Raw genomic sequence first — 22,329 nt, forward strand, 5'->3', positions numbered from 1 at the left:
CCGCCCCGCGTGGCTGTCCTGTGTATCGGCGACAGTCCCTATTGCCTGCCGCTACCTAGCCTTCCGGTATGGCACACCCTGCCCGGGCCGAGACCGCGAGCGAACCGGACGGTGCCGGGCTCGGCGCGCTGGCCCGCCGAGCGAGCCCGCCCGTCCCGCCGCGCACGCCCCACGAAGAGGCCATGGTCACCATCTGGCGCGAGATCCTGGAGCGCCCGGACATCGGTGTGCTGGACGACTTCTTCGACCTCGACGGCAACTCGATGCACGCGATCAAGGTGATCACCCGGATCCGCGAGACGTACGGCGTCAGCGTCCGCGCGATCGACTTCTTCGAGTCGCCGACCGTCGCGGCGCTCGCGGCGGTGGTGGCCGCGCAGGCGCCCGCCGAGCGACCCGTGGTGACGCGCCGGCCGGCCGACGCCGAACCGGTGCTCTCTTTCGACCAGCACCGGCTCTGGCTCGTCGACCAGATCGTGCCGGGCGGCGCCTACAACGTGCACGGCCGGCGCCGCCTGCTCGGCGCGCTCGACGTGTCGGTCCTCGAAGCCAGCATCCGGGCGATCCGCGCGCGGCACGAGACGCTGCGCACCAGGTTCCCGGACCTGGACGGCGATCCGCTGCAGATCGTCGACGATGCCGACGACGGCTGGTGTCTCCCGGTGCGGGACGTGACGACCGCGCCCGACCGCATGGCCGCGGCCGAGCGCCTGCTCGACGACGACGCGATGGCCGCCGTCGACCTGGCCAAGGGTCCCCTGTTCCGGTGCCTGCTGGTCCGGCTGACCCCGACCGACCACGTCCTCGGCATCACCGCGCATCACACGGTCTGCGACAACGGCTCCGTCGCGCTGTTCATCAGGGAGCTCTCCGCGCTGTACCGGGCCGGCGGCGATCCCGAGCGGGCCGGGCTGCCTGCCCTGCCGATCCAGTACCGCGACTTCGCGGTGTGGCAGCGCGGCTGGCTCGAAGGCCAGGGCACGGAGCGCCAGCTCGGCTACTGGCGCGAGCACCTGACCGGAGCGCCGGCGGAGCTCACGCTGCCGACCACCGCGTCGCCGACCGGGCTGGGCGGCGGCCGGATCCGGGCGGCACTGTCCATCGAGGACACGACGCGGCTGCACGAGCTGTGCCGCGCGCACGACGTGACGGTGTTCATGGCGCTGCTGGCCGCGGTCACGTCGGTGCTGGGCCGCTGGGCCGGGCAGCGCGACGTCGTGCTCGGCGTGCCCATCACGGGTCGCACGGACGTGGGCACCCAGAACCTGATCGGGCTGTTCTTCAACACGCTGCCGATCCGGGTGAACCTGGCCGGCGAGCCGACCTTCGCCGAGGTGCTCACGCGGGCGCGGGAGAGCGCCCTGGGCGGCTACGCCCACGCCGACGTGCCGCTGGACCTCATCGTCCGCCAGGTCCGGCCGCCGCGCGTCCAGGGTCGCACTCCCCTGTTCCAGGTGGTGCTCAACGTCGTCGAGCACGCGCAGGGCGACACCGGGCTCGGCGACATCGACGACGAGCCGATGGACGCGCCGGTGATGCCGAGCAAGCTCGACTTCATCCTCACGGGCAAGGAGCTCGACGGCCACCTCAACCTCGAGCTCGAGTTCGACGCCGACCGCTACGACGAGGCGCGGATGCGGCTGCTGATCGACGAGGTCGGCGCGCTGCTCGCGGCGGCGCACGCCGACCCCGGGCTGGCCGTGTTCGACCACGTGCCCGCCAGCACCACCGCGCCACCGGCAGCGAAGGAGATCAGACCATGAACGACCACGTCGAACCGATCGCGATCATCGGTATGGGTGCTCGCCTTCCGGGTGCCCGGGACGTCGGCGAGTTCTGGTCGAACCTGCGCGACGGGCGCGAGACCATCTCCTTCCTCGAAGACGAGGAACTGCTGGAGAACGGTGTCTCGCCGCACGACCTCGCCAACCCGGACTATGTCAAGGCCGTGCCGCTGGTCCCCGACGTCAAGTCCTTCGACTCGGGGCTGTTCGGCATGACGGCGCGCGAGGCCGACATCTGCGACCCGGCGCTGCGGCTGTTCCTGGAGGTGGCACACGCCGCCATCGAGAACTCCGGCTACGACGTCACCAAGGTCGGCGACGGCTTCGGGGTGTTCTCCGCGTCGGGTCCCTGCGACTACCAGGACATCTACCTGCGGCAGAGCCTGAAGTACAAGGCCGCCGACATCTTCCAGATGTCCACGTTGAACAACACCGACTACTCGGCGACGCTGGCCGCGTACAAGCTCAACCTGCGCGGTCCGGCGATGACGATCGTCACCGCGTGCTCCAGCTCGCTGGTCTCGTTGCACGTCGCCTGCCAGTCGCTGCGCTACGGCGAGTGCGACGCGGCCGTCGTCGGCGGCGCCAACGTCGAGGCTCCCTACGGGCAGGGCCACATGTGGGTTCCGGGTGCGGTCCGGTCCCGCGACGGGCACTGCCGCCCGTTCGACGCCCACGCCACGGGCACGATGTTCGGCAGCGGCAGCGCGGCCGTGGTGCTCAAGCGGCTGTCCGACGCGCAACGCGACAACGACAACATCCGGGCGGTCGTGCTCGGCAGCGCGCTCAACAACGACGGCTCCGACAAGGTCAGCTTCAGCGCGCCCAGCATCACCGGGCAGTCCTCCGTGATCATGGAAGCGATGGCCATGGCCGGTGTCCAGCCGAGCGACATCTCCTATGTGGAGGCACACGGCACGGCCACCGCGCTCGGCGACCCGATCGAGATCGCCGCGCTGTCCGAGGCGTACCGCCGGCTGGGTGGCGGCGACCTGCCCCGCGACTCGATCGGCATCGGCTCCGTGAAGTCCAACATCGGCCACCTGGTCTGGGCGGCCGGCGTCTCGCAGCTCGTCAAGGTCGCGCTCGCCCTGGAGAACGAGGAGATCCCGCCGACCGTCAACTTCACCGAGCCCAACCCGAAGCTGGAGCTGGAGCGGACGCCCCTGTTCGTCAACGACACGCTCCGGCCGTGGCCGCGCGTGCCGGGCACGCCGCGTCGGGCCGGCCTCAGCTCGCTCGGCATCGGCGGCACCAACGCGCACACGATCCTCGAGGAGGCGCCCCCGCGGGCGGTGCCGGCGGCGTACGAGCGGCCGCGCATCGTGGTCTGGTCGGGCCGCACCCGGGACGCGGTGGACGCGGGCCGGGGCCGGCTGGTCGACTTCTTCCGGGGTGACGGCGCGGCCGCCTTCCAGGACGCGGCCAGCACCCTGGCGCGCGGGCGCACGGCGCACAAGGTCCGCGCGGCGGCCGTCGGTCGCGATGCCGCCGGCGCCGCGGCCGCACTCGAGTCCGGCGCGTTCGCCACGAGCGAGGACGCCCCGCCGGCCGAGCGCCCGCTGGCGTTCCTCTTCCCGGGCCAGGGCGCGCAGCACAGCAGGATGGCGACGGACCTCTACCGGCAGTTGCCGGTCTTCGCCGGCGTCATGGACCGCTGCCTGGACGGTTTTCGCGCGCACGGCCTGGAGCTCCACGAGCCGTGGCAGTCCGCCGAGCCGGACGCGCTGACCGACACGCGGCTGGCCCAGCCGATGCTCTTCGCCGTCGAGTACGCCCTGGCGGCGACGCTGCGGCACTGGGGTCTGCGGCCGGCCGCGCTCCTCGGGCACAGCATCGGTGAGCTCACGGCGGCCGCGGTCGCCGAGGTCTTCTCCTTCGACGACGCGATCCGGCTCGTCGCGGCCCGGGCCAATGCGATGGGCGACGCACCGCACGGCGCCATGCTGTCGGTGCCCGTGCCGGCCGCCGAGGTCGCCGCGATGCTGCCCGACTCGCTGGTGGTGAGCGTCCGCAACGCCCCCAACCAGGCCGTCGTCGCCGGTGCCGTGGACGACGTCGCCGCCTTCGAGCGCGACCTGGCCGCGCGGGGCATCGCCGCGCGCCGGCTGGCCACCTCACACGCGTTCCACAGCCCGATGATGGCCGACGCCGCGCGCGCGTTCGGCGACTCCATGCGGAGCATCGCGCTGCACCCGCCGCAGATCCCGATCGTGTCCGCCGCCACCGGCGCGACCGTCACCGACGAGCAGGCCACCGACCCGGCCTTCTGGGCCGACCAGGTGGCCCGGCCCGTGCACTTCGACCGGGCCCTGGACACCCTGCTGGCCGACCCGTGGACCCTGGTGGAGGTCGGGCCGGGGCACGTCCTGACCGGCCTCGCGCGCCGGCACGCCGGCGTGCGGGACAAGCGCAGCGCGGTGCTGCCGACGCTGGACGCCGGGCGCGACGACGGCCCCGGCGAGCTCGAGCGCGTGCTCGACGGCGTCGGCCGGCTCTGGGTCGCGGGTCACGAGGTCGACTGGGCCGGCGTCGACGCCGAGCACGAGTGGCAGCGTGTCGTGGTGCCGGGCTACCCGTACCAGCGCAAGCTCCACTGGGTCACGCCGACCACCGGACCCGCCGCACCGCGCCGGGCCGACGAGGCGGCGGAGCCCGCGGTCGAGGTCGAACCGCCCGCCGCCCAACCCGAACAGCTCGCACCGGCGACCCCCTTCTCGACCGTCACGTGGATCGAGGCGCCCGCGGTGGCGGCCGACCGCGCGGAGCCCGGTGCCCTCACGCTCGCGTTCCTGCCCGCGGACCGGGCGATGGGCATGACCGTGCTCGGGCCGCTGCTGCAAAGCGGCACTCGCGTGGTCCGCGTCCGGCCCGGTGACCGGTTCTCGGTCTCCGGCGACGAGTTCCGCGTGCGGCCCGGCGTGGCCGCCGACGTCGAGCAGGTGTTCGCCCACCTGGCCGCCGACGGCCGGTCACCGGAGGTGCTCATCCACGCCTGGGGCGTGCCGACCTGGGACTACCCGACCAGCCGCACGGTCGACGAGCAGCTCGACCTGTCGTTCGTCAGCCTGCTCGCGCTCGTGCAGCACGGCACCCGGCGCGCGGTGAACGGCCGCTTCCCGCGCGTGGTGGTGCTGGCCAGCCGGCTGGCCGACGTCTCGGGCGTCGAAGCGCTCGACCCCGTGAAGGCGACCCTGGTCGGGCTCACCCGCACGCTGGCCCGCGAGGCACCCGGCGTGGTCTGCAAGATCATCGACATCGGACCGAACACCGCCGAGGAGGCGCTGGTCGCCGAGCTGGCCACGGCCGACGGCCAGGAGCTGGTCGCGCTGCGCGGCCATCGGCGGTGGGTCCCCGACGAGCAACCGCTCGACCTGGCCGCGCCGGCCGCCGAACCACGACCGGGCGGCGTCTACCTGATCACCGGCGGGCTCGGCGGGCTCGGCCTGGCCACCGGCAAGGCGCTGGCCCGCACGGGTTGGCGGCCCAAGCTGGTGCTGGTCGGCCGCACCGGGTTGCCCGCCGACGCCGAGCAGGTCGCCGAGCGGGACCCGCGGCTGCGGCACATCCTCGACGAGATCGAGGAGATGACCGAGCTCGGCGCGCAGGTACGCACGATGGCCTGCGACATCGGTGACCCCCGCCAGGTCAACCGGGTCCTCGATGTCGTGACCGCGCAGTTCGGCCCCGTCAACGGCGTGCTGCACCTGGCCGGCGTCGCGGGGGACGGCATGCTCCAGCTCCGCGCACCGGGCGACGCCCGCGCCGTCCTGCACCCGAAGGTCCTCGGCACGCTCGTGCTGGAGACGGCCCTCCAGGACCGTCCACCGCTCGACTTCTTCGTCTCGTTCTCGAGCCGCGCCGCGCTGCGCGGGCTGACCGGCAGCGGCGACTACGCGGCCGCGAACGCGGTGCTGGACGCGTACGCCGCGGCCGGACCGGGCCGCCACCGTCGCCTGAGCGTCAACTGGCCGGCGTGGTCGACGGTCGGCATGGCCGCGGACCACGCCCACCCGGCCTGGCTCGGCCCGAAGCAGGTCGAGCTGACGTTCGACGCCGACCGTGACTGGATCCTCGACGAGCACCGCCTGGACGGTCGCCCGGTGCTGCCCGGCACCGGCCACCTCGACCTGGTGATGACCTCGTTCCGCGGCCTCGACCTGATCAGCCCCGACGACGCGATCATGCTCGAGGACGCCGTCTTCCAGAACGCGCTGGTGGTGGACACGCCCCGCGAGGTGCACGTGCGGTTCGCGCCCAGCCGCGACAGTTGGCGGTTCGAGGTGCGGTCCCGTCCGGTCGGCGCCGGCGACGACGAGTGGAGCCGGCACGTCGAGGGGCGCATCGCGGGCTGCGCCCGCAAGGACGACGTGCGGCCGCCGGAGCCGTTCCTCGAGCGGCTGCCGGAGGTCGAACCACCGTCGCTGAAGCCCGGCCCGGGCCGGCTGTTCGCGCTCGGCGGCCGCTGGCAGGGCATCGTGCGGATGTGGCGGTCGGACGACCGGCGGGACCGGATGGTCCAGCTCGTGCTGCCCGACGCGTACGTCGGCGACCTGGACACCTGCCAGGCCCACCCGGCGCTGCTCGACGGCGCCTCCGCGAGCGTCCGGGACGACCTCGACGACATCCACTTGCCCTTCATGTACCGGCGCGCGGTGTTCCACCGTCCGTTCCCGCAGGCGATGTACAGCCACGTCGTGCGCCGCCCCGACAAGCCGGGCGTGCTGGTCGCCGACATCACCGTGGTCGCGCCCGACGGCACGCTGCTGGCCGAGATCGAGGGCTACACGATGCGCAAGGTCGGCCGGCATCCGCGGTTCCTGGACCAGCCGGCGGAGGCCGTGGCCACCCCGGAGGCCCCTCCCGTAATCGTCGACACCACACCGGCTCCGCTGGCCGACGGGATCGACCCCGACGAGGGCGGCCGGCTGCTCACCCTGCTGCTCGGCGCCCGCACGCCGCACCAGGTGCTCGTGCGTCCCTACGTTGGCGGGCGGCCGGTGCCGATCGCGGCCCGCGCGGCCGCGCCGGTCGACCTGGTCACCGCGGCCGGTCCCGAGCCGGTGCTGGCGGTGCCGCTCGCCACCGCACCTGAGCCCACCGCGGGCCAGCCGGCCGGCACCGTCGAGGCGGAGCTGTCCGAGATGTGGCGGGAGGCGCTCGGCGTCGACACCCTCGGCCCCGACGACGAGTTCTTCGAGCTCGGCGGCGACTCGCTCAGCGCCGTCCAGCTCATGCGCCGGGTCCGGGAGCGGTTCGGCGTGCAGATGAGCATCGGCGTGCTGTTCGACTGCCCGACCGTGCGCGCGCTGTCCGTCGAGATCACCCGCCTGGTGGCGGAGGGCTGACGACCGGCCCGGGCGCGCTCAGCGCGCCCGGCCGGCGGCCTCCGCCAGCGACCACGACACCGCCCGGGCCGGCTGCGGGTCGACGGCCACCAGCCGCAGCTCAGAGGTGTACGACCCGTCGGGCAGCCGCAACCACAGCTCATCCGGTGCCGGCAGCATCTCGACCAGGTCGACCTCGGCGCCGGCCGGTGCCCTACCCATCGCGCGGCGGGCGGCCCGGGCCAGGTTGTCGGCCAGCGGCGGTGCCTGCAGGTCGACGAAGAACGGCTTCGGGTCGCCGGGGACCCGTGCGAACACGTGCCGCGGCAGACCCAGCCCGGCCAGCCAACTCCGCAGGCCGTTCTGTCCCGGGTCCTTGTCGCGACCGGCCATGTCGGCCAGGTGGGCCAGCGGCACCCGCCAGCTCTCCCGGCACACGGTCACAGCGCCGATCGCGACGCGGGGCGCGCGTACCGCCGGTGCCCGCAGCTTGAAGAGGTTGACCGCGACGCTGCTGAGGTGCTCGCCGAAGCATTCCAGCACCGGCGCTTCCCAACCGTCCCGAGTGGACGTCGCGACGAGCACCCCGGCGCGCATGGCAACCGTGATCGCGGTCGCCGGCGTGCCGGGTACGCCCGCCGGGTGCCCGTCGTCGGAGCCGAACGAGACGTACCGGTAGTGGCCGGCGGGGTCCAGCGACAGCGGCGGGTAGCTGCGCGAGCTGACGTCCCGCGCGGTGCTGGGGTAGAGCGGCACGACCCGGCCGGGCGCCATGTCGGTCGCCATCGCCGCGACCAGCTCCCCCGCGTCGTCGGCCTGGGCGCTGAAGAAGCGGCTCTCCAGGGTGTTGAGCGCGACGTGCAGCTCACCGAGCACCCACGCCAGGGAACCGTCGGGCCGGCGGCGCAACAGCATGTCGGGGCTGTGCAACCTCGCTGCGGCCCAGGTGCGCCGTGGTGCCGGGAACAGCGCGTCGGCCAACCGGCGGGCGAGCCCGGCATCGACCAGCACCGGGCCGTCCCCGCCCGACCCGATGATCTCCGCCCAGCGGAGCTGGAAGTCGGTGACGACCTCCGCGAACCCGCCGCCGCCCGGCTCCAGCAGGTCCGCGGCGGCCAGATAGAGCTCCGCGAGCGTCACCTCGGCCCGGGTGGCCGCTAGGGCCCGGAACCGCGCGGCCAGCGCCTCCTCCGCCACGTCCGCGACCTGGCCGCAGAGCCACCGCGCGCTGTCCAGCAGCACGCCGAGCGGCCGGGCCAGGTCGGCGAGCAGGTCGTCGCCGATCGTCCCGTCGAGGTCGCGACGGCAGTCCAGGTAGAGCGGAGTCCGCCCACCCACGGTGAAGGCCGCCTCGCGCCGGACCGGTGCGCCGGCGGCGTCGTCCAGGACGCGGGCCGCGTCCGCCAGGGCAGCGCGAAGCTCCTCCGGGTCGGTCGCCACGGCGACCGCCGCGCACGCCTCGCGGACGCACGCGATGCGGCGCAGCCGGTCGGCCCGCTGTGGGCCGGCAAGCTGCTCCGCCAGCCCGTCCAGCGGATGGCTGCTGATCGGCACACGGAAACCGACCTGCACCACGCCCGCGTCGCGCAGCCCGTCGAGGACGCCGGCGGGCGTGGCGAGGTCACCGACCCGGTCCGCACCCGCGGCCAGCGCGTCCAGCACGACGGTCTCGTCCGGGGACAGGACGTAGGGGCGGCGGTAGGGGCGGACGACCGTGCCCTCGCGGACGGTGCACGACGGGTCGAGCCGCACCGGCAGGTGGTCGCGGAGCGCCGGGTCGGCGCTCCACGCGGCGGCGATCGACTGCACCGCCCACACCTCGACGTAGACCTGGCTGTGCCGGATCCCACCGCCGCCGGTGTGACCGGAGTGCGCGCCGCCGAGCCGCGCCCAGGCCACCGGGCCGAAGAAGCCGATGGTGTCGTTCTTGGCGCAGTACCGCTGCGCGTAGCGGGTGACGACGGCCATCCGGTTGCCGAACCGGTGCCCGCTGACCCGTGGCCGGCGACCGGCCTTCAGCTCCGCCGCGTGCGCGGCCGCCCAGGTGTCCATCGCCTCGGGGTTCTGCCACGTGAGCGCCGCGCGAAAGCGGTCGTCGCCGAGCAGCGCGTCGAAGGCGGCGCGCCGGGACTCGCGCAGCAGCTCGGCGTCGTCGCCTTCCGGTGCGGCGAACACGTCCAGCCGCTCGATGGGCAGGCCGGCCGAGCGCAAGGCGGCCAGCCGCCAGAGTGCCCAACCCCGGTCGAGCTCTGTCAGGTGCTGCTCGTCGGCCACGCGTTCTCCTCTACCGGTCGGCGGCGACCAGGACCGTCCGCAGTGGCTCGCGGACACAGCCGCGCTGGGTCTTCGTCTCCAGACCGCCGGTGCCGTAGTCGAGCACGGCGATATCCCGCTCGATGGCCCGCCGGACCGGCTCGTAGAACAGCAGGTTGAAGTACAGGAACTGGTTCCCGGCCGCCGCGTAGTCGCAGCCCCAGGCTTTGGAGATCCAGCGGTCGCCACAGGCGAGCAGCAGCGAGCACGCGACGGGCCGGTCGGCCAGATACGCGACCAGCGCGACGAAGTCGTCGGCCAGGTCCATCGCTAGCAGCGTGTAGTGGAACTCGATCTGGCGCGGGTCCGCGGCGTGGCCGTAACGGCGTTCGGTCGCCGCCAGCAGCGGGGCCAACTCCCCCGCCACCTCGGACATGGGCCGCTCGCGCACCTCGACGCCGCTGTCGCGGAACCGGCTCCGCTCGCGCCGGACCGGGGTGCGGCGCCGGGCGGGCAGCCACGACACGTACTCCTCGAAGGACCGCCAGGTTACCGGCAGCACCGCCTTGTCGCATTCAGCCGCCGCCACGGCGTCATAGCCGTCGAGCCAGCCCGCCTGTGCCGCGTCGAGGTGGGGCAGCATGACGTGTGGGCTGCCGGCCGCGCGGGCCAGGGCTCGCGCCCGTTCGACCAGCGCGGTGGCGACCGGTGCGGCCGGTGCGGTGAGGTAGTTCTCGTAGAGGCCGTACGAGCCGGCCACGCACAGCGTCGACCCGCCGTAGCCGAACAGGGCGTCCGGGTCGCTGACCGGATGCCACGGTGGGGTCGTGACGTACACCGGGAGCATGCCGACGGCCCGACCCGCGGCGTCCCGCGCGACCGCGTAGGTGGTCGTGCCGTGGCCGCGCTGCGCGAGCTGGATGCGCTCGAGCTCGGCACGGTAGAACCGGGTCGAGGCGACACCCAGCTCGTCGAGCAGGTCGTCGTCGAGCCGGGTCCGGTCCTCGACGCGCACGGCGGCGTCCACGGTCAGTGCGCCTCGCCCGAGCCGTTCGCCGACTCCTGGATCCAGTTGCGCACCTGCCGGCGGCTGGCGCCCATGCGGGCGAGCCGGTCGGAACGGTCGGGTGTGGACGGAGCCGGCGCCGGCCGGCCCGCCGGTTCGCCGAACAGGTACGAGCTCAGCGCGCGCAGGTTCGGATGGTGGAACAGGCTCAGCGCGTCCACCGGACGGCCGAGCAGCTCGGTCAGCTCGGCGCTCATCTGGAGCAGCGAGATCGAGGTGAAGCCGGCGTCGAAGAAGTTGGCCGCCGGGTCGAGCCCCCGGCCGAGCACGGCCTCCGCCAGCTCCCGCACCCGGGCGTCGGGCGGCGCGCCCCGCTCGGCCGGACCGGGCTCGAGCGCGGGCGCGATCGGCTTGAGCGTGTCGCCCATCTCGAGGCGGTCCACGACGATCACGCGGGCCGGCACGACGCTCGCGGGCAGGACCCCGGCGAGGTGCGCCCGCACGGCGTCCTCGCCGACGGCGGCCCCTGCCGAGCGCTGCACCCAGACCCGGATCGCCTGCCGGCTGCCGTCGTCGACCACCTGCGCGACCGCGTCGGCGACCCCGGCGCACCCACGCGCCACGGCCTCCAGCTCCTCGAGCATCACCCGGTAGCCGTAGATCAGCACCTGCCGGTCCGTCCGGCCGGCGAGGTGCAGCCGTCCGGTCGCGTCGGCCCGGGCCAGGTCGCCGGTGCGCAGCCAGCGCACGCCCTGCTCGTCGGTGACGAACCGCTCGATCCGGGGCCGTGGGTCGCCGGCGTGGTCGAGATAGCGCTCCGCGATGTGCGGCGCGGCGACCCACAGCTCGCCGAGCTGGCCGGTGTCGCACCGCCGGCCGTCGGGCGCCCGCAGCTCGACCCGGCGGCGCGGCAACGGCCGCCCGATCGGGACCTGTGCGGTCGGCGGCAGTGGGGCGGCCGGGGCGATCCGGTTGGCCACGACGATCTGCGGCGTCTCGGTGCAGCCGTAGCCGTTGACGACGACCGCGTTGACCGCGCGCGACCGGATCAGCTCGGCCGTCGCCGCCGAGAGCGGCGACCCGCCACAGACCACCGCCCGCAGGTCGGGCAGCGGCTCCGGGTCTGCGCCGAGCACGAGCGACAACAGCGCCGGTGTCGCGTCGACCACCGTGATCCGTTCCCGGCGCAGCCAGGCGGCCAGCCGGCCCGGGTCGCCGAACGCGTCGGCCGGCGGCACGCACAGCGTCGCGCCGGCCCGCAGGGCCAGCCCGATGTCGCGCAGCACCGGGTCGTGCGCCGGGCCGCTGAGCATCGACAGCCGGTCCGCCGCCGTGATGCCGAGGAGTTCGGCGAGCTCCGCCAAGGCCTCCTCGGCGACCGGCGTGGCCACCCGGACGGCGAGCGGGTCGCCGGTGGTGCCGGAGGTGAACAGCACATGCGCGGGGCCTGGTGCGGTCGTCGCGTGGTCCACCGCTCGGGCGGGTCCGGCGCCGGACCACGGGTAGGCGTGTGTCACGCCGGCGATGTCGAACGCGCGGCGGCGCCGCTGCTCGGGCCAGTCGGCGTCGATCAGCACCGCGGTCGCGCCCGCCTGCCAGCACGCCAGCAGCCGGACCACGAAGTCCCGCTCGCGCCGGGCCGGCACGGCCACGACGGCCGAGGGCGCGAGCTCGGCGGCGGCGTGCGCCACCCGCTCGGCCAGGCCCGCGTAGTCCAGGACGCCGTGCTCGTCCGCGATAGCCGACGGTTCCTTGTGCCGCCGCACCAGCTCGACCGTCGGGATGGCCGGTGCGCCGGACGCGGTGGCGGCGACCGCGGGGACCTCCAGCAGCTCGCCGAGCGGCCGGGTCGGGTCGGCGGCGGCACGGGTCACGAGCCGCACGATCTGCGCCAGCAGCGCCGCGGAGTCGGCCGGGTCGACCAGGCCCTGCGGGCTGACCAGGTGCAGCCGGTAGCCGCCACCTCCACGCCGGACCAGGTAGAGCCCGAGGTCGAACAGCGCCCACGCCGGTGGCAGGTCGTGCTCGACCACCGCCGCGTCGCCGAACGAGGGCGGGGTGACCTCCTGGGTCAGGTCGCTGAACCACAGCCGGATCAGCGGGCTGCGCGTGGTGCGGGGCAGCCGGAGCCGGTCGACGATGTCGTCGAAGGCCGGCAGGGCGTGGTCGGTGGCGTCGGAGTAGGCGTCCCGCAGCGCGTCGTAGGTTCGCAGGAACGCGTGCCGGCGGTCCGGCACGACCGGCAGCGGAAGCGTGTCCAGCAGAAAGCCGACCAGCCGCTCGTCCTCGGGCCGGCTGAGCCGCACGCTGGGCAGTCCGACCACCTCGGCGCGCTCCTGCCCGCTCCACGCGGCCAGCACCGAGCTGGCCGCCGTCAGGAAGAACAGCGCGGGCGTCAGACCACGCGAACGCAGCCCGGCGTCGAGCTCCGCCGACTCCTCGGCGGTGAGCCCGAGCGTGCGGGTGGTCGCGAGGTGGACGCGCTCGTCCCGCTCGGCGGCCGACAACGGCAGCGGCGCGGCCGAGCTGACCCCGGCCAGCCGCTGTGCCCACCACGCCAGGTCGTCCTGCCAGCGCGGGGTGCCGACGAGCCCGGCCTCGTGCGCGAGATGGGCGAGCAGGCTCGGTGCGGCCGGCGCGAGGGCGGGCTGTCCCCCGGCCACCCGGGCCGAATAGGCCTCCGCGAGCTCGGTCAGCACCAGGTCGGTCGTGCGCAGGTCGGAGATCAGGTGGTGCATGACCAGGACGAGGAAGGTGCGGTCCAGCGCGGGGGCGTAGACGAGGCCGACCCGCCACAACGGTGGGGCCGCCATCGGGAACGGCCGGTTCGCGAGGCGGTACATGGCCTCCTCGACCGCCTCCGCCGGATCGCCCTCCGCGGTGCGCACGACCTCGACGGAGAGCGGCACCGTGACCGCATCACCTACCACTATGGACGGTTGTCCCGGTCGCGGTTCCTCGACGGCGCAGCGCAATGCCTCGTGGCGCTCGGCCAGGTCAGCCAGGGCGGCGCGCAGGGCGGCGGGCTGCAGGCGACCGGCGATCGACAACACCCGCACCACGTTGTACGCCGGTGAGTCGGGCTGGAGCCGGTGCCAGGTCCAGATGCGGCGCAACGTCGGACCCAACGGCGCGACAGCGGGCCGCTCGGTGTCGTCCGGCGCGGGCGGCGGCTCCACGGCCGGCTCCGACCGCCCGTCGAGCCGGCTGGTCACGGCCGCCACGAGGTCGGCCAGGGTCGGGTCGTCGCGCAGGATCGCCGACATGGGCAGCTCGACGGCCAGGTCGGTGCGCAGGCGGGCGATCAGCCGCGCGGCGGCCAGCGAATGCCCGCCGGCGGACACGAACGCCTGGTCGTCGACCATGCCGTCCGCGTCGTCGCCCAACACCTCGGCCCAGGCGGCGTGCACCCGGTCCGCGACGGTGTCCTCGTCCGCACCCATCACGCCCCGCCTTCCCGCTGCGCGCGGGCCAGTTCACCCAGCGCCGCGCGGTCCACCTTGCCGTTGGAGGTCAGCGGCAACTCGTCCAGCGCCAGCAGCCGCGCCGGCACCATGTACTCGGGCAGCCGGTCGACCAGCGCCGCGCGTACGCGCTCGACCGGCACGCCCGGCGGGCGGAAGGTGTAGAACCCGGCCAGGGAGCGCGCACCGGCCAGGTCGACCGTGACCACCACGGCCTCCCGCACGCACTCGAGCGCCGCGATCATCGACTCGATCTCGCCGAGCTCGACCCGGTACCCGCGGATCTTGACCTGGTGGTCGATCCGGCCGAGGAACTGGAGCTGTCCGTCGGGCAGCCAGCGGCCCCGGTCGCCGAAGGCGTACATGCGCTCGCCGGGCACGAAGGGGTCCGGGACGAAGCGCTGCGCCGTCTGGGCCGGGTCACCGTGGTAGCCCAGCGCGAGCACCGTGCCGGCGGCGTACAGGTCGCCCGGTTCGCCGATCGGGACGCGGCGGCGGTGCTCGTCGAGGACGTAGTACCGCGCGTTCGCGATCGGGCGGCCGTACGGGATGCTCGGCCACGCGGGATCGACCTCGCCGATGTCGTAGTAGGTCGACCACACGGCCGTCTCCGTCGCCCCGCCGTAATTGACGACCAGCGCGTTCGGGAAGACGGTGCGGATCTCGTCGGGCACCGAGAGGGCGATCCAGTCGCCGGCCAGGAACATCAACCGCATCGACTCGCGGCCGGGACCCGCGCGCCGCGAACTGGTCAGGAACGGCAGGACCCAGGCGAACAGCGGCGGCGCCGAGTTCCAGAAGGTGATCGGCTCCGACAGCATGATCTCGGCCAGCCGGGCCGGCTCCGCGAGCTCCTCCGCACTGGCCAGCCGGACCGATCCGCCGGCGCTGAGCAGGCCGAAGATGTCGTAGATCGACAGGTCGAAGCAGAACGAGGTCACCTGGAACAGCCGGTCCGCGGCGCTCACCCCGTAGCTGGTGGTCACCCACTCCAGCATGTTGACCAGCGCCGTGTTCGACACGGCGACGCCCTTGGGGTTGCCGGTCGACCCCGAGGTGAAGATGACGTACGAGACGTCGCCCGGCCGCCCGCGCGCCGGCACGTCCGTGCCGGGCCGCTGCTCCACGTGCCAGCGGGTCCAGACGCGCAAGCCCGGCTCCGCCGGTGTGTCCACGGTGGACCGGCGCAGGACCACGTCCGGCCCCCGCACCTCGGCCGCCGACCAGCTCCCGCCCGTCAGGTCGGCGAACAGCGCCGGGTCGGTGACGTCGGCCAGCACCACCGATCCGCCCGGGCGGACGAGCTCCGCCACCTGGTCGAGCACGGCCCGCAGGTAGGGGACCCGCGCGGTGCCGGCGATGACCGCCACGTCGTACGAGCCGGGCAGGCGCTCGGCGACCTCGTGGGCGTACCCGGTCACCAGGTCCGCGAACAGGCCCTGTTCCTTGGCCCAGGCGGTGCCGGCACGCACGGCGGCCTCGTCAGGATCGAGCCCGGTGTACAGGTCGACGTGCGGCGCCACCCGCCTCAGCACCGATCCGGAGCCGAAGCCGAGCTCGACGACCGACGACGGTGCCTCGGCCAGCACCAGCGTCCTCACCCGGTCGGCGTCCGCGTCGGTGCCGTCCCACGGCTCGCCGGCGTCGGGCACCGGCAGGTGGTGCTCCGCCGTCAGCACGTCCAGCAGCACCAGGTCGGTCAGCCCGGGCGCGGTGTCGACCCGGGCGAGGTCCGCGGCGCCGCCGATCAGCCAGCGGGCGCCGGTCGACGACAGCACGTAGCCGAGCCGGCTGGCCGGCCAGTCCGGGTGGCAGGGCACGAACGCGGCGCCGCTGAGGGCCACGCCGAGCAGCGCCACGACCGTGTCGGGGCGACGCCGGCCCACGACGCCCACGTAGTCGCCGGGTCCGACTCCGTGCTCGTGCAACAGCCGGGCGAGCCGATTCGCCGCGGTGAGCAGCGCGCCGTACGTGTACGCCGTGCCCGTGCCGTCGAGGACGGCCGGCGCGTCGGGCGCCCGGCGCGCGGCCTCGACCACCAGCCCGGCCGGCACGGCGTCGTCCCGGTAGGCCCGCCCGGTGGCGTTCCAGGCGGATGGCGGGTAGTCGATCACGGCAACGGCCTCCTCACGGTCTCCCCGAGCAGGTGCTCCACGGCGTCGTGAACGGTCGCACCGAACTCCTGCTCGCGCTCGTGCAGGGCGAGATGGCCGCCGTCGACGCGGAGTTGCAGCGGCGGGTCGCGGAACAGGTCGTCCCACGCGCGCAACGAGGGCTCGGGCACGATCCAGTCGCCACGCAGGCCCACGACGGCGGCCGGCACGGGGACCGGCGGCCGCAGTGGGCGGTACGGGAAGGTCTCGACCATGGACAGGTCGGCCTGAAGGGGCGCGGCGAACGACGCGGCCAACTCGGGCAGCTCGAGCATCTCGCGCGCCGCCAGTCCCATGTCGACGGCCGCGCGCAGGAACTCGTCCAACGGCAGGTGCGCGACCGGCGGGTGGCCGACCCCGGTCTGCGGCGAACGGGAACCGCAGACCACGACGCCCTCCGGTGGTGTGCCGGCATCGCTGAGGCGGGCGGCCAGCTCGTACGAGAACGAGCCGCCGAGGCTGTAGCCGAGCAGGAGCAGGCGGTCCGCCGGCAACGTCGGCAACACGGCCAGGAGCTCGTCGACGACCGCGTCGACGTCGCGCAGGCACGGGTCGCCCATCCGCCGGCCGTGTCCCGGCAGGTCGACCAACGCCAGCCCGCAACCCCGCGGAAGGTACCGGCGCATCGCCTGGAAGGCCCGGCCCGAGCCGCCGGCGTACGGAATCGCGAGGACCAACGGCCCCGACCCGGGCTCGGTCAGCAGGTCGATGCCCAGCGGCGTCGCGCCCCGGCGAACCGGGCGGCGCGCGGCTTCGAGCGGATGCTCGGACGGGGTCCGGGTGGCGGGCCGCATTCCGGTGGTGGGCATCGGCACGCGGTGCCGCAGCGGCTGCTGGCCCAGCGTCGTCCAGTCGAGGTCGTGGCCCAGGGTCCACAGCCGCGCGGCGCCGGCCAGCAGCGTGCCGAGCCGCACGGGGGCGGTGGACACGGTGCCGTCGAGGTGTCCGGTCGGCGCCAGCACCACCCGCGCCCAGAACGCGGGATCTCCGGCGTCGGTGGCGGTGACCGCCGGCCCGCCCTGGCCGCAGTGCAGGGCAACGGCCGGCGGCTTGAGCGCGACACCGGCCACCGCCCGTTCGAGCTCACCGGCCTCCCGCGTACGAGCGACGACGCGCACCAGGGCGGCGGCGTCGGCCGGCGTGAGCACCTCGGCGACGACGGCCGCGGCCAGCACACCGACGCCGTCGGCGACCAGCGCCGCGGGTCGCAGGCCGGCCGCGAGCCATAGCTGCGCGAGCGCGGCCTCGGCCGCGAAGAGCAGCACCGGGTCGTTCTCCGGAAGCTCGCGCCACGGCGGGCCGGGGTCGTCGAGCAGGTCCAGCCAGCCGTCGAAGGCCCGGGCGAAGGCCGGCACGGCACGGTGGAGCGCGGCGACGGCCACCGCGGGCGCGCCACCGGGGAAGATCAGGGTGACCGGGTTGGCGGCGGGCACCGGACGGCCGGGCGTCAGCACCCGCGGGCTGTCGACCGCGCCGAGCACGGCGGCGGCGTCCAGCGCACCGGTGCAGACCGCGGCGGCGCGGACGGGATGGCCGGTCCGGCCGTGTTGCAGCGTGGCCACGGCGTCCGCGAACACCTCCTCGCCGCGCCAGATGAGGTGGTGCGCGAGCCGCTCCCGCACGAGCCGTTCCTCGGTGGTGGTCCGCCCCGACCAGACGACGACCCGCGGCTCCTCCGCGTGCATGGTGAGCGCCTGGGGCGGTGCCTCCGACAGCACGACGAACCCCGCGTCCCACTCGGCGACCGCGGCGACCCGCGGGATGCGGGGGTCGCGGGGCCACGGCGCGACCCGGTCCTGCCCGACGAACGGCGTCTCCGCCAGCTCGAGTCGGGGATCGAGGGTGCTCGGGGGAAGCTGTTCGCGCTCCAGTGCCAGCGCGACCTTGACGATGCCGGCGAGGCCGCCGCCGGAGACCTGGCCGACGCGGCGGCCCGGGCCCGCCACGGCTGCGATGTCGCCTGCCTGCTCACGGCCGCACAGCTCGACGTACCCGATGTCGCTCGGCATTTCGCCCCCGCGGATCACGGCCCAGATGTGGTCGTGGTCGGCGAGCGCGTCGGCCAGCCGCTTGAGCGCGAGGGCGCAGACGCCTCCGGGATGGCCCGGGCCGCCGACCACCGCCAGCCCGCATCTGCGGTCACGGAGCATCCGGCCGGCCAGGTCGACGGCGCGGAAACCGTCGGCGGCGACGACCGGCCCGGTGACGCCCAGCGCGTGCGCCAGCTCGACCGCGCCCTCGGCGGCAACGATTCCCACGGACGGACGGGCAGCGGCGTTCGCCAGGGCGGCGTACGCTACCTCGGCGAGTGCCACGGGCGTCGGCTCGGCCAGCTCACCGGCGGGTTCCCGGCCGCGGACGAGGTCGAGCCAGAGCCGCTCGAGGTCATCGGCGCCGGTGTGCCGGGCGGCGAGTCCGACGATCGCGACAGCATCGTCCGAGTCCAGCACGGCTATCTCCCCTGGGCCGACGGCCGCCCGAAACCCGGGCCCTGCATGTCAGGGACGCTACGACCGCCCGCGCGGAGGTGTCGTGTCGCCGGAACCGGCGACCCGGCATCCGCGCCGATGGATCCCCGGTCGGACGCCCTCACCGGGTGCCGTCCCCAAAAGCGGGGACCCGCCCGCACGACGGGTCCCCGGCTAGCGTCTCGAATCGGGGGAAATCAATCATTGTCCAGCAGTGTGCTGGCGCCTGCGCGCCGGTGAGCGGCCAGATCCCGCCCCCTCGCTGGACAAAGAGTGAGGGTAACCATGATCAGGACGGACATCCTTGTCAGCTCGCCGATCTACCTTCTAGGGCTCGTCCAGACGCTGACCAAGGCCGGGATCAAGGTCGTGGCGGCCCGAACGACGCCGGACGAGGAACCGTCCTGGCTCGCCGACGCCGTGGTCGTGGACGTCGACGCCCTGCCGTCACCCGAGGACTTCACGCCGATCACGCGGGCCGCCCGTTGCACGCCGGTGCTCGTGCTGAGCGGCCAGCGGGTCCCCTTCTCCGGCCCCTACCTACGGGCCGGCGCGTCCGGTGTGGTCAGCAAGTGCGAGACCGGCGAGCACATCGTCGCGGCCGTACGCGCGGTGATCGCGGGCACGCACGTCGGACCGGACGACGGGGGCCGCGCGGTCGCGGCGGAGCGCACGGTGGCCGGCTGTCACCTCTCGGAGCGCGAGGAGCAGGTGCTCGGTCAGATCTCCCGCGGCCTCACGCACGGGCAGATCGCCACCCGGCTCGGGATCAGTCCGCACACGGTCGACACCTACGTCAAGCGCATCCGCGCGAAGCTCGGCGCCGGCAACAAGGCCGAGCTCACCCGGGCCGCCCTGCTCGGCCGGCTGGTCGTGGAGCCCGGGCAGGCACCGGCGGCCTGATGTCCCCTGAAGCGGGGGATGCACCGGCCGTCCGGTGAGCACCGAGGATCGACGCGTCGAACACCCTGAGGATGGGCGATCGCATGACGAGTCAGCTTGAGGCCGGACCTTCGATCGCGGATCCGGAATCGGACCGGACCAGCACGGGCGGTTCGGCGCGGCAACGGGTCGCGGCCCTGGTCGTGCTGATCGCGCTGGCCCTGGTCGGCGTGGCGGCGACGCTGTCGCTGCGCACACCCGCGCCGCTGCCGGTCTCGGCAGCCCCCGACGCGTTCTCGGCCGACCGGGCGACCGCACTGCTGCCCGGCATCGCCTCCGTGCCCCACCCGAGCGGCTCCGCGGCCGCCGCGGAGGTCCGCGCGTACCTGACGACCCAGCTTCGTGGGCTCGGCCTGGAACCCGACGTGCGCACCGCGGTGGCGGCGCGGTCGCCGGAGGGTGGCCACCAGAGCGCCGGCACGGTCTCCAACGTGCATGCCCGCATCGCGGGCTCGGACCCGACCGGCCGGGTGCTGCTGGTGGCGCACTACGACTCCGTGCCGACCGGACCGGGTGCCTCCGACAACGGCGCGAACGTCGCCGCGATCCTCGAGGTGGCCCGCGCCCTGCGCACCGGCCCGGCCCCCCGCAACGACGTCGACCTCCTGTTCACGGACGGCGAGGAGGCCGGACTGCTCGGCGCCCAGGCGTTCGTGGACTCGGGCGCGGCCGGCGACCCGGCCCGCGTCGTGGTGGTCAACCTGGAGGCCCGCGGCGTCTCCGGACCGGCCGTGATGTTCCAGATGGCGGGGACCGGGCTGACCCCGGCCGTGCGGGCCGCCGACCCGGTCACGACGTCGTTCGCCGCCGCCGTCTACCAGGTGCTGCCCAACGACACCGACCTGACCGTCTTCGACGAGGCCGGCATGCGCGGGCTCAACTTCGCGTACATCGAGGGATCGGCGCACTACCACGCGCCACACGACGACATCGCCCACGTCTCTGGCGGCAGCGTGCAGGACATGGGCTCGTCGGTGCTGGCCGCGACCCGCGACCTCGCCGCCGCCGACCTGTCGGCCACGGGCGGGGACTCGACCTACTTCTCACTGTTCGGCGCCGTCGTCTCGTACCCCGGCTGGCTCGTCCTGCCCCTGGCCGCACTGACCCTCGTCGCCTACGTGCTGCTGCTGGTCACCGGCCGCCGGCAGGGCCTGCGCCTCGGCGGCGTCGGGCGGGCTGCGGGCACGTTCGCGATCATGGTCCCGGGTGCTCTCTTGATCGGCGTCGGCGTCTGGCTGCTGCTGACCCGGCTGCGGCCGGAGTTCACGGTCGGCCTGGGCGGGATCTACCAGCCGGCCCCCTACGCGCTCGCCGAGGTGGCGCTGCTGCTGGCGGTGCTGGTGGCCTGGTACCGCCTGGCACGCCGCAAGGCCACGCCGTCGGAGGTCGCGGCCGGCGTACTCGGCTGGTTGACGCTGTTCGCGGTCGTGTTCGCGGTGCTGCTCCCCGGCGGGGCGTACCTGTTCACGTGGCCGGCGCTGATCGGCGTGGTGGCCCTCGCGGCGGCCTTGCGGTTCACGGACGCGGGCTCGCCCGTGCGCACGCTCGCCGGCTGTGCCGCCGCCGTGCCCGGCATGGCGCTGTTGCTGCCGGTCGTCCTGCTGCTGGTGCCCGCACTCGGCATCGGACTCAGCGCTGTCCCGTTGCTGTTCGCGGCGCTCCTCGCGGGCGTACTCCTGGCGGTCCTGGAGCCGTTGCCTTCGCGTCGGCTCCTGACCGCCGCGACCCTCGCACTCGCGGTCGGCGCGGCGGCCACCGTCGGCGTCAGCGTGGTGGCGGACGGATACTCGCCGGCCAAGCCGCGCCCGGTCAGCCTCGGCTACGTGCTGGAGACGGACTCCGGCACGGCGACGTGGGTGAGCGTCGGTGGCCAGGACCAGCCGGGGGTCGGCCCGCTGCTGACGGCCGGGCAGATCAGCCTCGCCGACCGGGTGCCGCCGATCGGCCAGGAGCCGGTGAACAGCGGCCCGGCACCGCTGGCCACGCTCGCGCCGCCGGAGGTCTCCCCCGTGGCGCCGCCGACCGACGAGAGCGACGGGGTCAGGTCGGTGCGGGTGAAGATCCAGGTCCCTGCCGGCGCGTACGCCGTCGACGTCTACACCGACACCACGATCCTGAGCGCAACGGTGGCCGGCGCCCCCCTCGCCGCCGCGACGGACACCCAATGGGGTTTCCGGTATTCGGCACCGCCGGCCGAGGGTTTCGAGCTCACCGTGCGCACGCGAGGTCCCGGACCGTTGCGTCTCCGCGTCGTCTCGTCCACGGCGGGCCTCCCGTCCGACGTGGGTGCTCCGACGCTCCCGGCGGACGCGGCATGGTCGAGTTGGCCGGTCATTCCCGCCCAGACGTTCGTGGTGCGAACGGTCGAGCTCTGACTAACGACCGACACTGCTCCAGTCGGTAGACGCCGGCGGCACCACCCGCCCAGCGGCGTGGTCGTTGAGCCGGCGACCGATCTCGGCGATGTCGTACTGCGGAAACATGACCTGCATCAGTCGCAGCCCAAACCTGGAAGGCACAACCTCATCAAACATGGCGGCGTCGTACGGCCTGACGTTGACCTGCCATGCGTCCGGCGCTGCCCAATGGACTATTCGCACGTAGAACGCGTCACGAACTCCGGCGCCGGCGACAGCGTCGAGGAACGCCAGGCCCTGCTCGACAGCGAAGTCGATGAACGCCCAGCCCTTCCAGGTGGCCACATAGTCGGCCATGTGTGGCAGCTTCGACACCCAGCTGACGTTGCTCTCCCCGGCGTCCTGGCAAGAGGTCAGGGTCTGAATACCGTTGCGCCACGTCGCGTCGATGACTGGTGCGAGAAGCTCGTCGATCTCGGCGACCATACCGCCGACCCGCACGGTGGTAACCGGGTGGACGTTCACATACATGCCGGCAGACTACCGACGATGGAAGGTCGGTCCATTAGGGTCGG

10 protein-coding genes are annotated in these 22,329 nt (G+C 74.2%); 4 read left to right on the forward strand and 6 right to left on the reverse strand.

Annotated elements, in window-relative coordinates; genetic code table 11:
• Positions 1 to 68: 68 nt before the first annotated feature.
• Together BLV39_RS26665 and BLV39_RS26670 are read left to right on the forward strand one after the other, a co-directional pair.
• Positions 69 to 1,763, forward strand: a complete 1,695-nt coding sequence (locus BLV39_RS26665; protein WP_090798777.1) for a condensation domain-containing protein — start codon at positions 69 to 71, stop codon at positions 1,761 to 1,763.
• Positions 1,760 to 7,132 carry a type I polyketide synthase gene (locus BLV39_RS26670; RefSeq protein ID WP_090798779.1) on the forward strand — a complete coding sequence of 1,791 codons (5,373 nt, stop codon included), beginning with the start codon at positions 1,760 to 1,762 and terminating at the stop codon, positions 7,130 to 7,132. The genes BLV39_RS26665 and BLV39_RS26670 overlap by 4 nt, the downstream gene beginning before the upstream one ends.
• Positions 7,133 to 7,150: 18 nt before the next feature.
• On the opposite strand, the gene BLV39_RS26675 is transcribed toward BLV39_RS26670, so the two are convergent.
• Genes BLV39_RS26675 through BLV39_RS26700 form a run of 5 tightly spaced genes read right to left on the reverse strand, consistent with a single transcriptional unit; the run spans position 7,151 to position 18,437 of the window.
• Entirely contained in the window at positions 7,151 to 9,385 is a 2,235-nt protein-coding gene (locus BLV39_RS26675; protein WP_143049894.1) for a lantibiotic dehydratase, read from the reverse strand.
• A gap of 10 nt (positions 9,386 to 9,395) precedes the next feature.
• Positions 9,396 to 10,379, reverse strand: a complete 984-nt coding sequence (locus tag BLV39_RS26685) for a GNAT family N-acetyltransferase (protein ID WP_176985088.1) — start codon at positions 10,377 to 10,379, stop codon at positions 9,396 to 9,398.
• A 14-nt stretch (positions 10,380 to 10,393) separates the two neighbouring features.
• Positions 10,394 to 13,813: a condensation domain-containing protein gene (locus BLV39_RS26690; RefSeq protein ID WP_090798788.1), complete on the reverse strand. Its 3,420-nt coding sequence runs from the start codon at positions 13,811 to 13,813 to the stop codon at positions 10,394 to 10,396.
• A complete protein-coding gene (locus tag BLV39_RS26695; protein WP_176985089.1) occupies positions 13,813 to 15,948 on the reverse strand; it encodes an AMP-binding protein in 2,136 nt (711 codons plus the stop codon). Before BLV39_RS26695 ends, BLV39_RS26690 begins: the two co-directional genes overlap by 1 nt.
• A complete protein-coding gene (locus BLV39_RS26700) occupies positions 15,945 to 18,437 on the reverse strand; it encodes a thioesterase domain-containing protein (RefSeq protein ID WP_090798792.1) in 2,493 nt (830 codons plus the stop codon). Before BLV39_RS26700 ends, BLV39_RS26695 begins: the two co-directional genes overlap by 4 nt.
• A 303-nt stretch (positions 18,438 to 18,740) precedes the next feature.
• Between BLV39_RS26700 and BLV39_RS26705 the strand changes: the two genes are divergently transcribed.
• Both BLV39_RS26705 and BLV39_RS26710 read left to right on the forward strand, forming a co-directional pair.
• Positions 18,741 to 19,358 (forward strand): helix-turn-helix transcriptional regulator, encoded by a 618-nt coding sequence (locus BLV39_RS26705; RefSeq protein WP_090798794.1) that lies wholly within the window; start codon positions 18,741 to 18,743, stop codon positions 19,356 to 19,358.
• A gap of 83 nt (positions 19,359 to 19,441) precedes the next feature.
• Complete coding sequence (locus BLV39_RS26710; protein WP_176985090.1) at positions 19,442 to 21,772, forward strand: M20/M25/M40 family metallo-hydrolase; 2,331 nt, start codon at positions 19,442 to 19,444, stop codon at positions 21,770 to 21,772.
• Here the strand turns inward: BLV39_RS26710 and BLV39_RS26715 are convergent, their stop codons facing one another.
• The gene (locus BLV39_RS26715) at positions 21,773 to 22,285 is read right to left on the reverse strand and encodes a hypothetical protein (RefSeq protein ID WP_090798798.1); all 513 of its coding nucleotides are present in this window, start codon (positions 22,283 to 22,285) and stop codon (positions 21,773 to 21,775) included.
• Between the last annotated feature and the right edge of the window lie 44 nt (positions 22,286 to 22,329).

Source organism: Asanoa ishikariensis (assembly GCF_900107455.1).
Lineage (GTDB): Bacteria > Actinomycetota > Actinomycetes > Mycobacteriales > Micromonosporaceae > Asanoa > Asanoa ishikariensis.

Excerpts from the sequence above, each read along its gene's own strand:
- BLV39_RS26705 (WP_090798794.1), top strand. The coding sequence starts at position 18,741 with ATGATCAGGACGGACATCCTTGTCAGCTCGCCGATCTACCTTCTAGGG.
- BLV39_RS26710 (WP_176985090.1), top strand. The coding sequence starts at position 19,442 with ATGACGAGTCAGCTTGAGGCCGGACCTTCGATCGCGGATCCGGAATCG.
- BLV39_RS26670 (WP_090798779.1), top strand. The coding sequence starts at position 1,760 with ATGAACGACCACGTCGAACCGATCGCGATCATCGGTATGGGTGCTCGC.
- BLV39_RS26715 (WP_090798798.1), bottom strand. The coding sequence starts at position 22,285 with ATGTATGTGAACGTCCACCCGGTTACCACCGTGCGGGTCGGCGGTATG.
- BLV39_RS26665 (WP_090798777.1), top strand. The coding sequence starts at position 69 with ATGGCACACCCTGCCCGGGCCGAGACCGCGAGCGAACCGGACGGTGCC.
- BLV39_RS26690 (WP_090798788.1), bottom strand. The coding sequence starts at position 13,813 with ATGGGTGCGGACGAGGACACCGTCGCGGACCGGGTGCACGCCGCCTGG.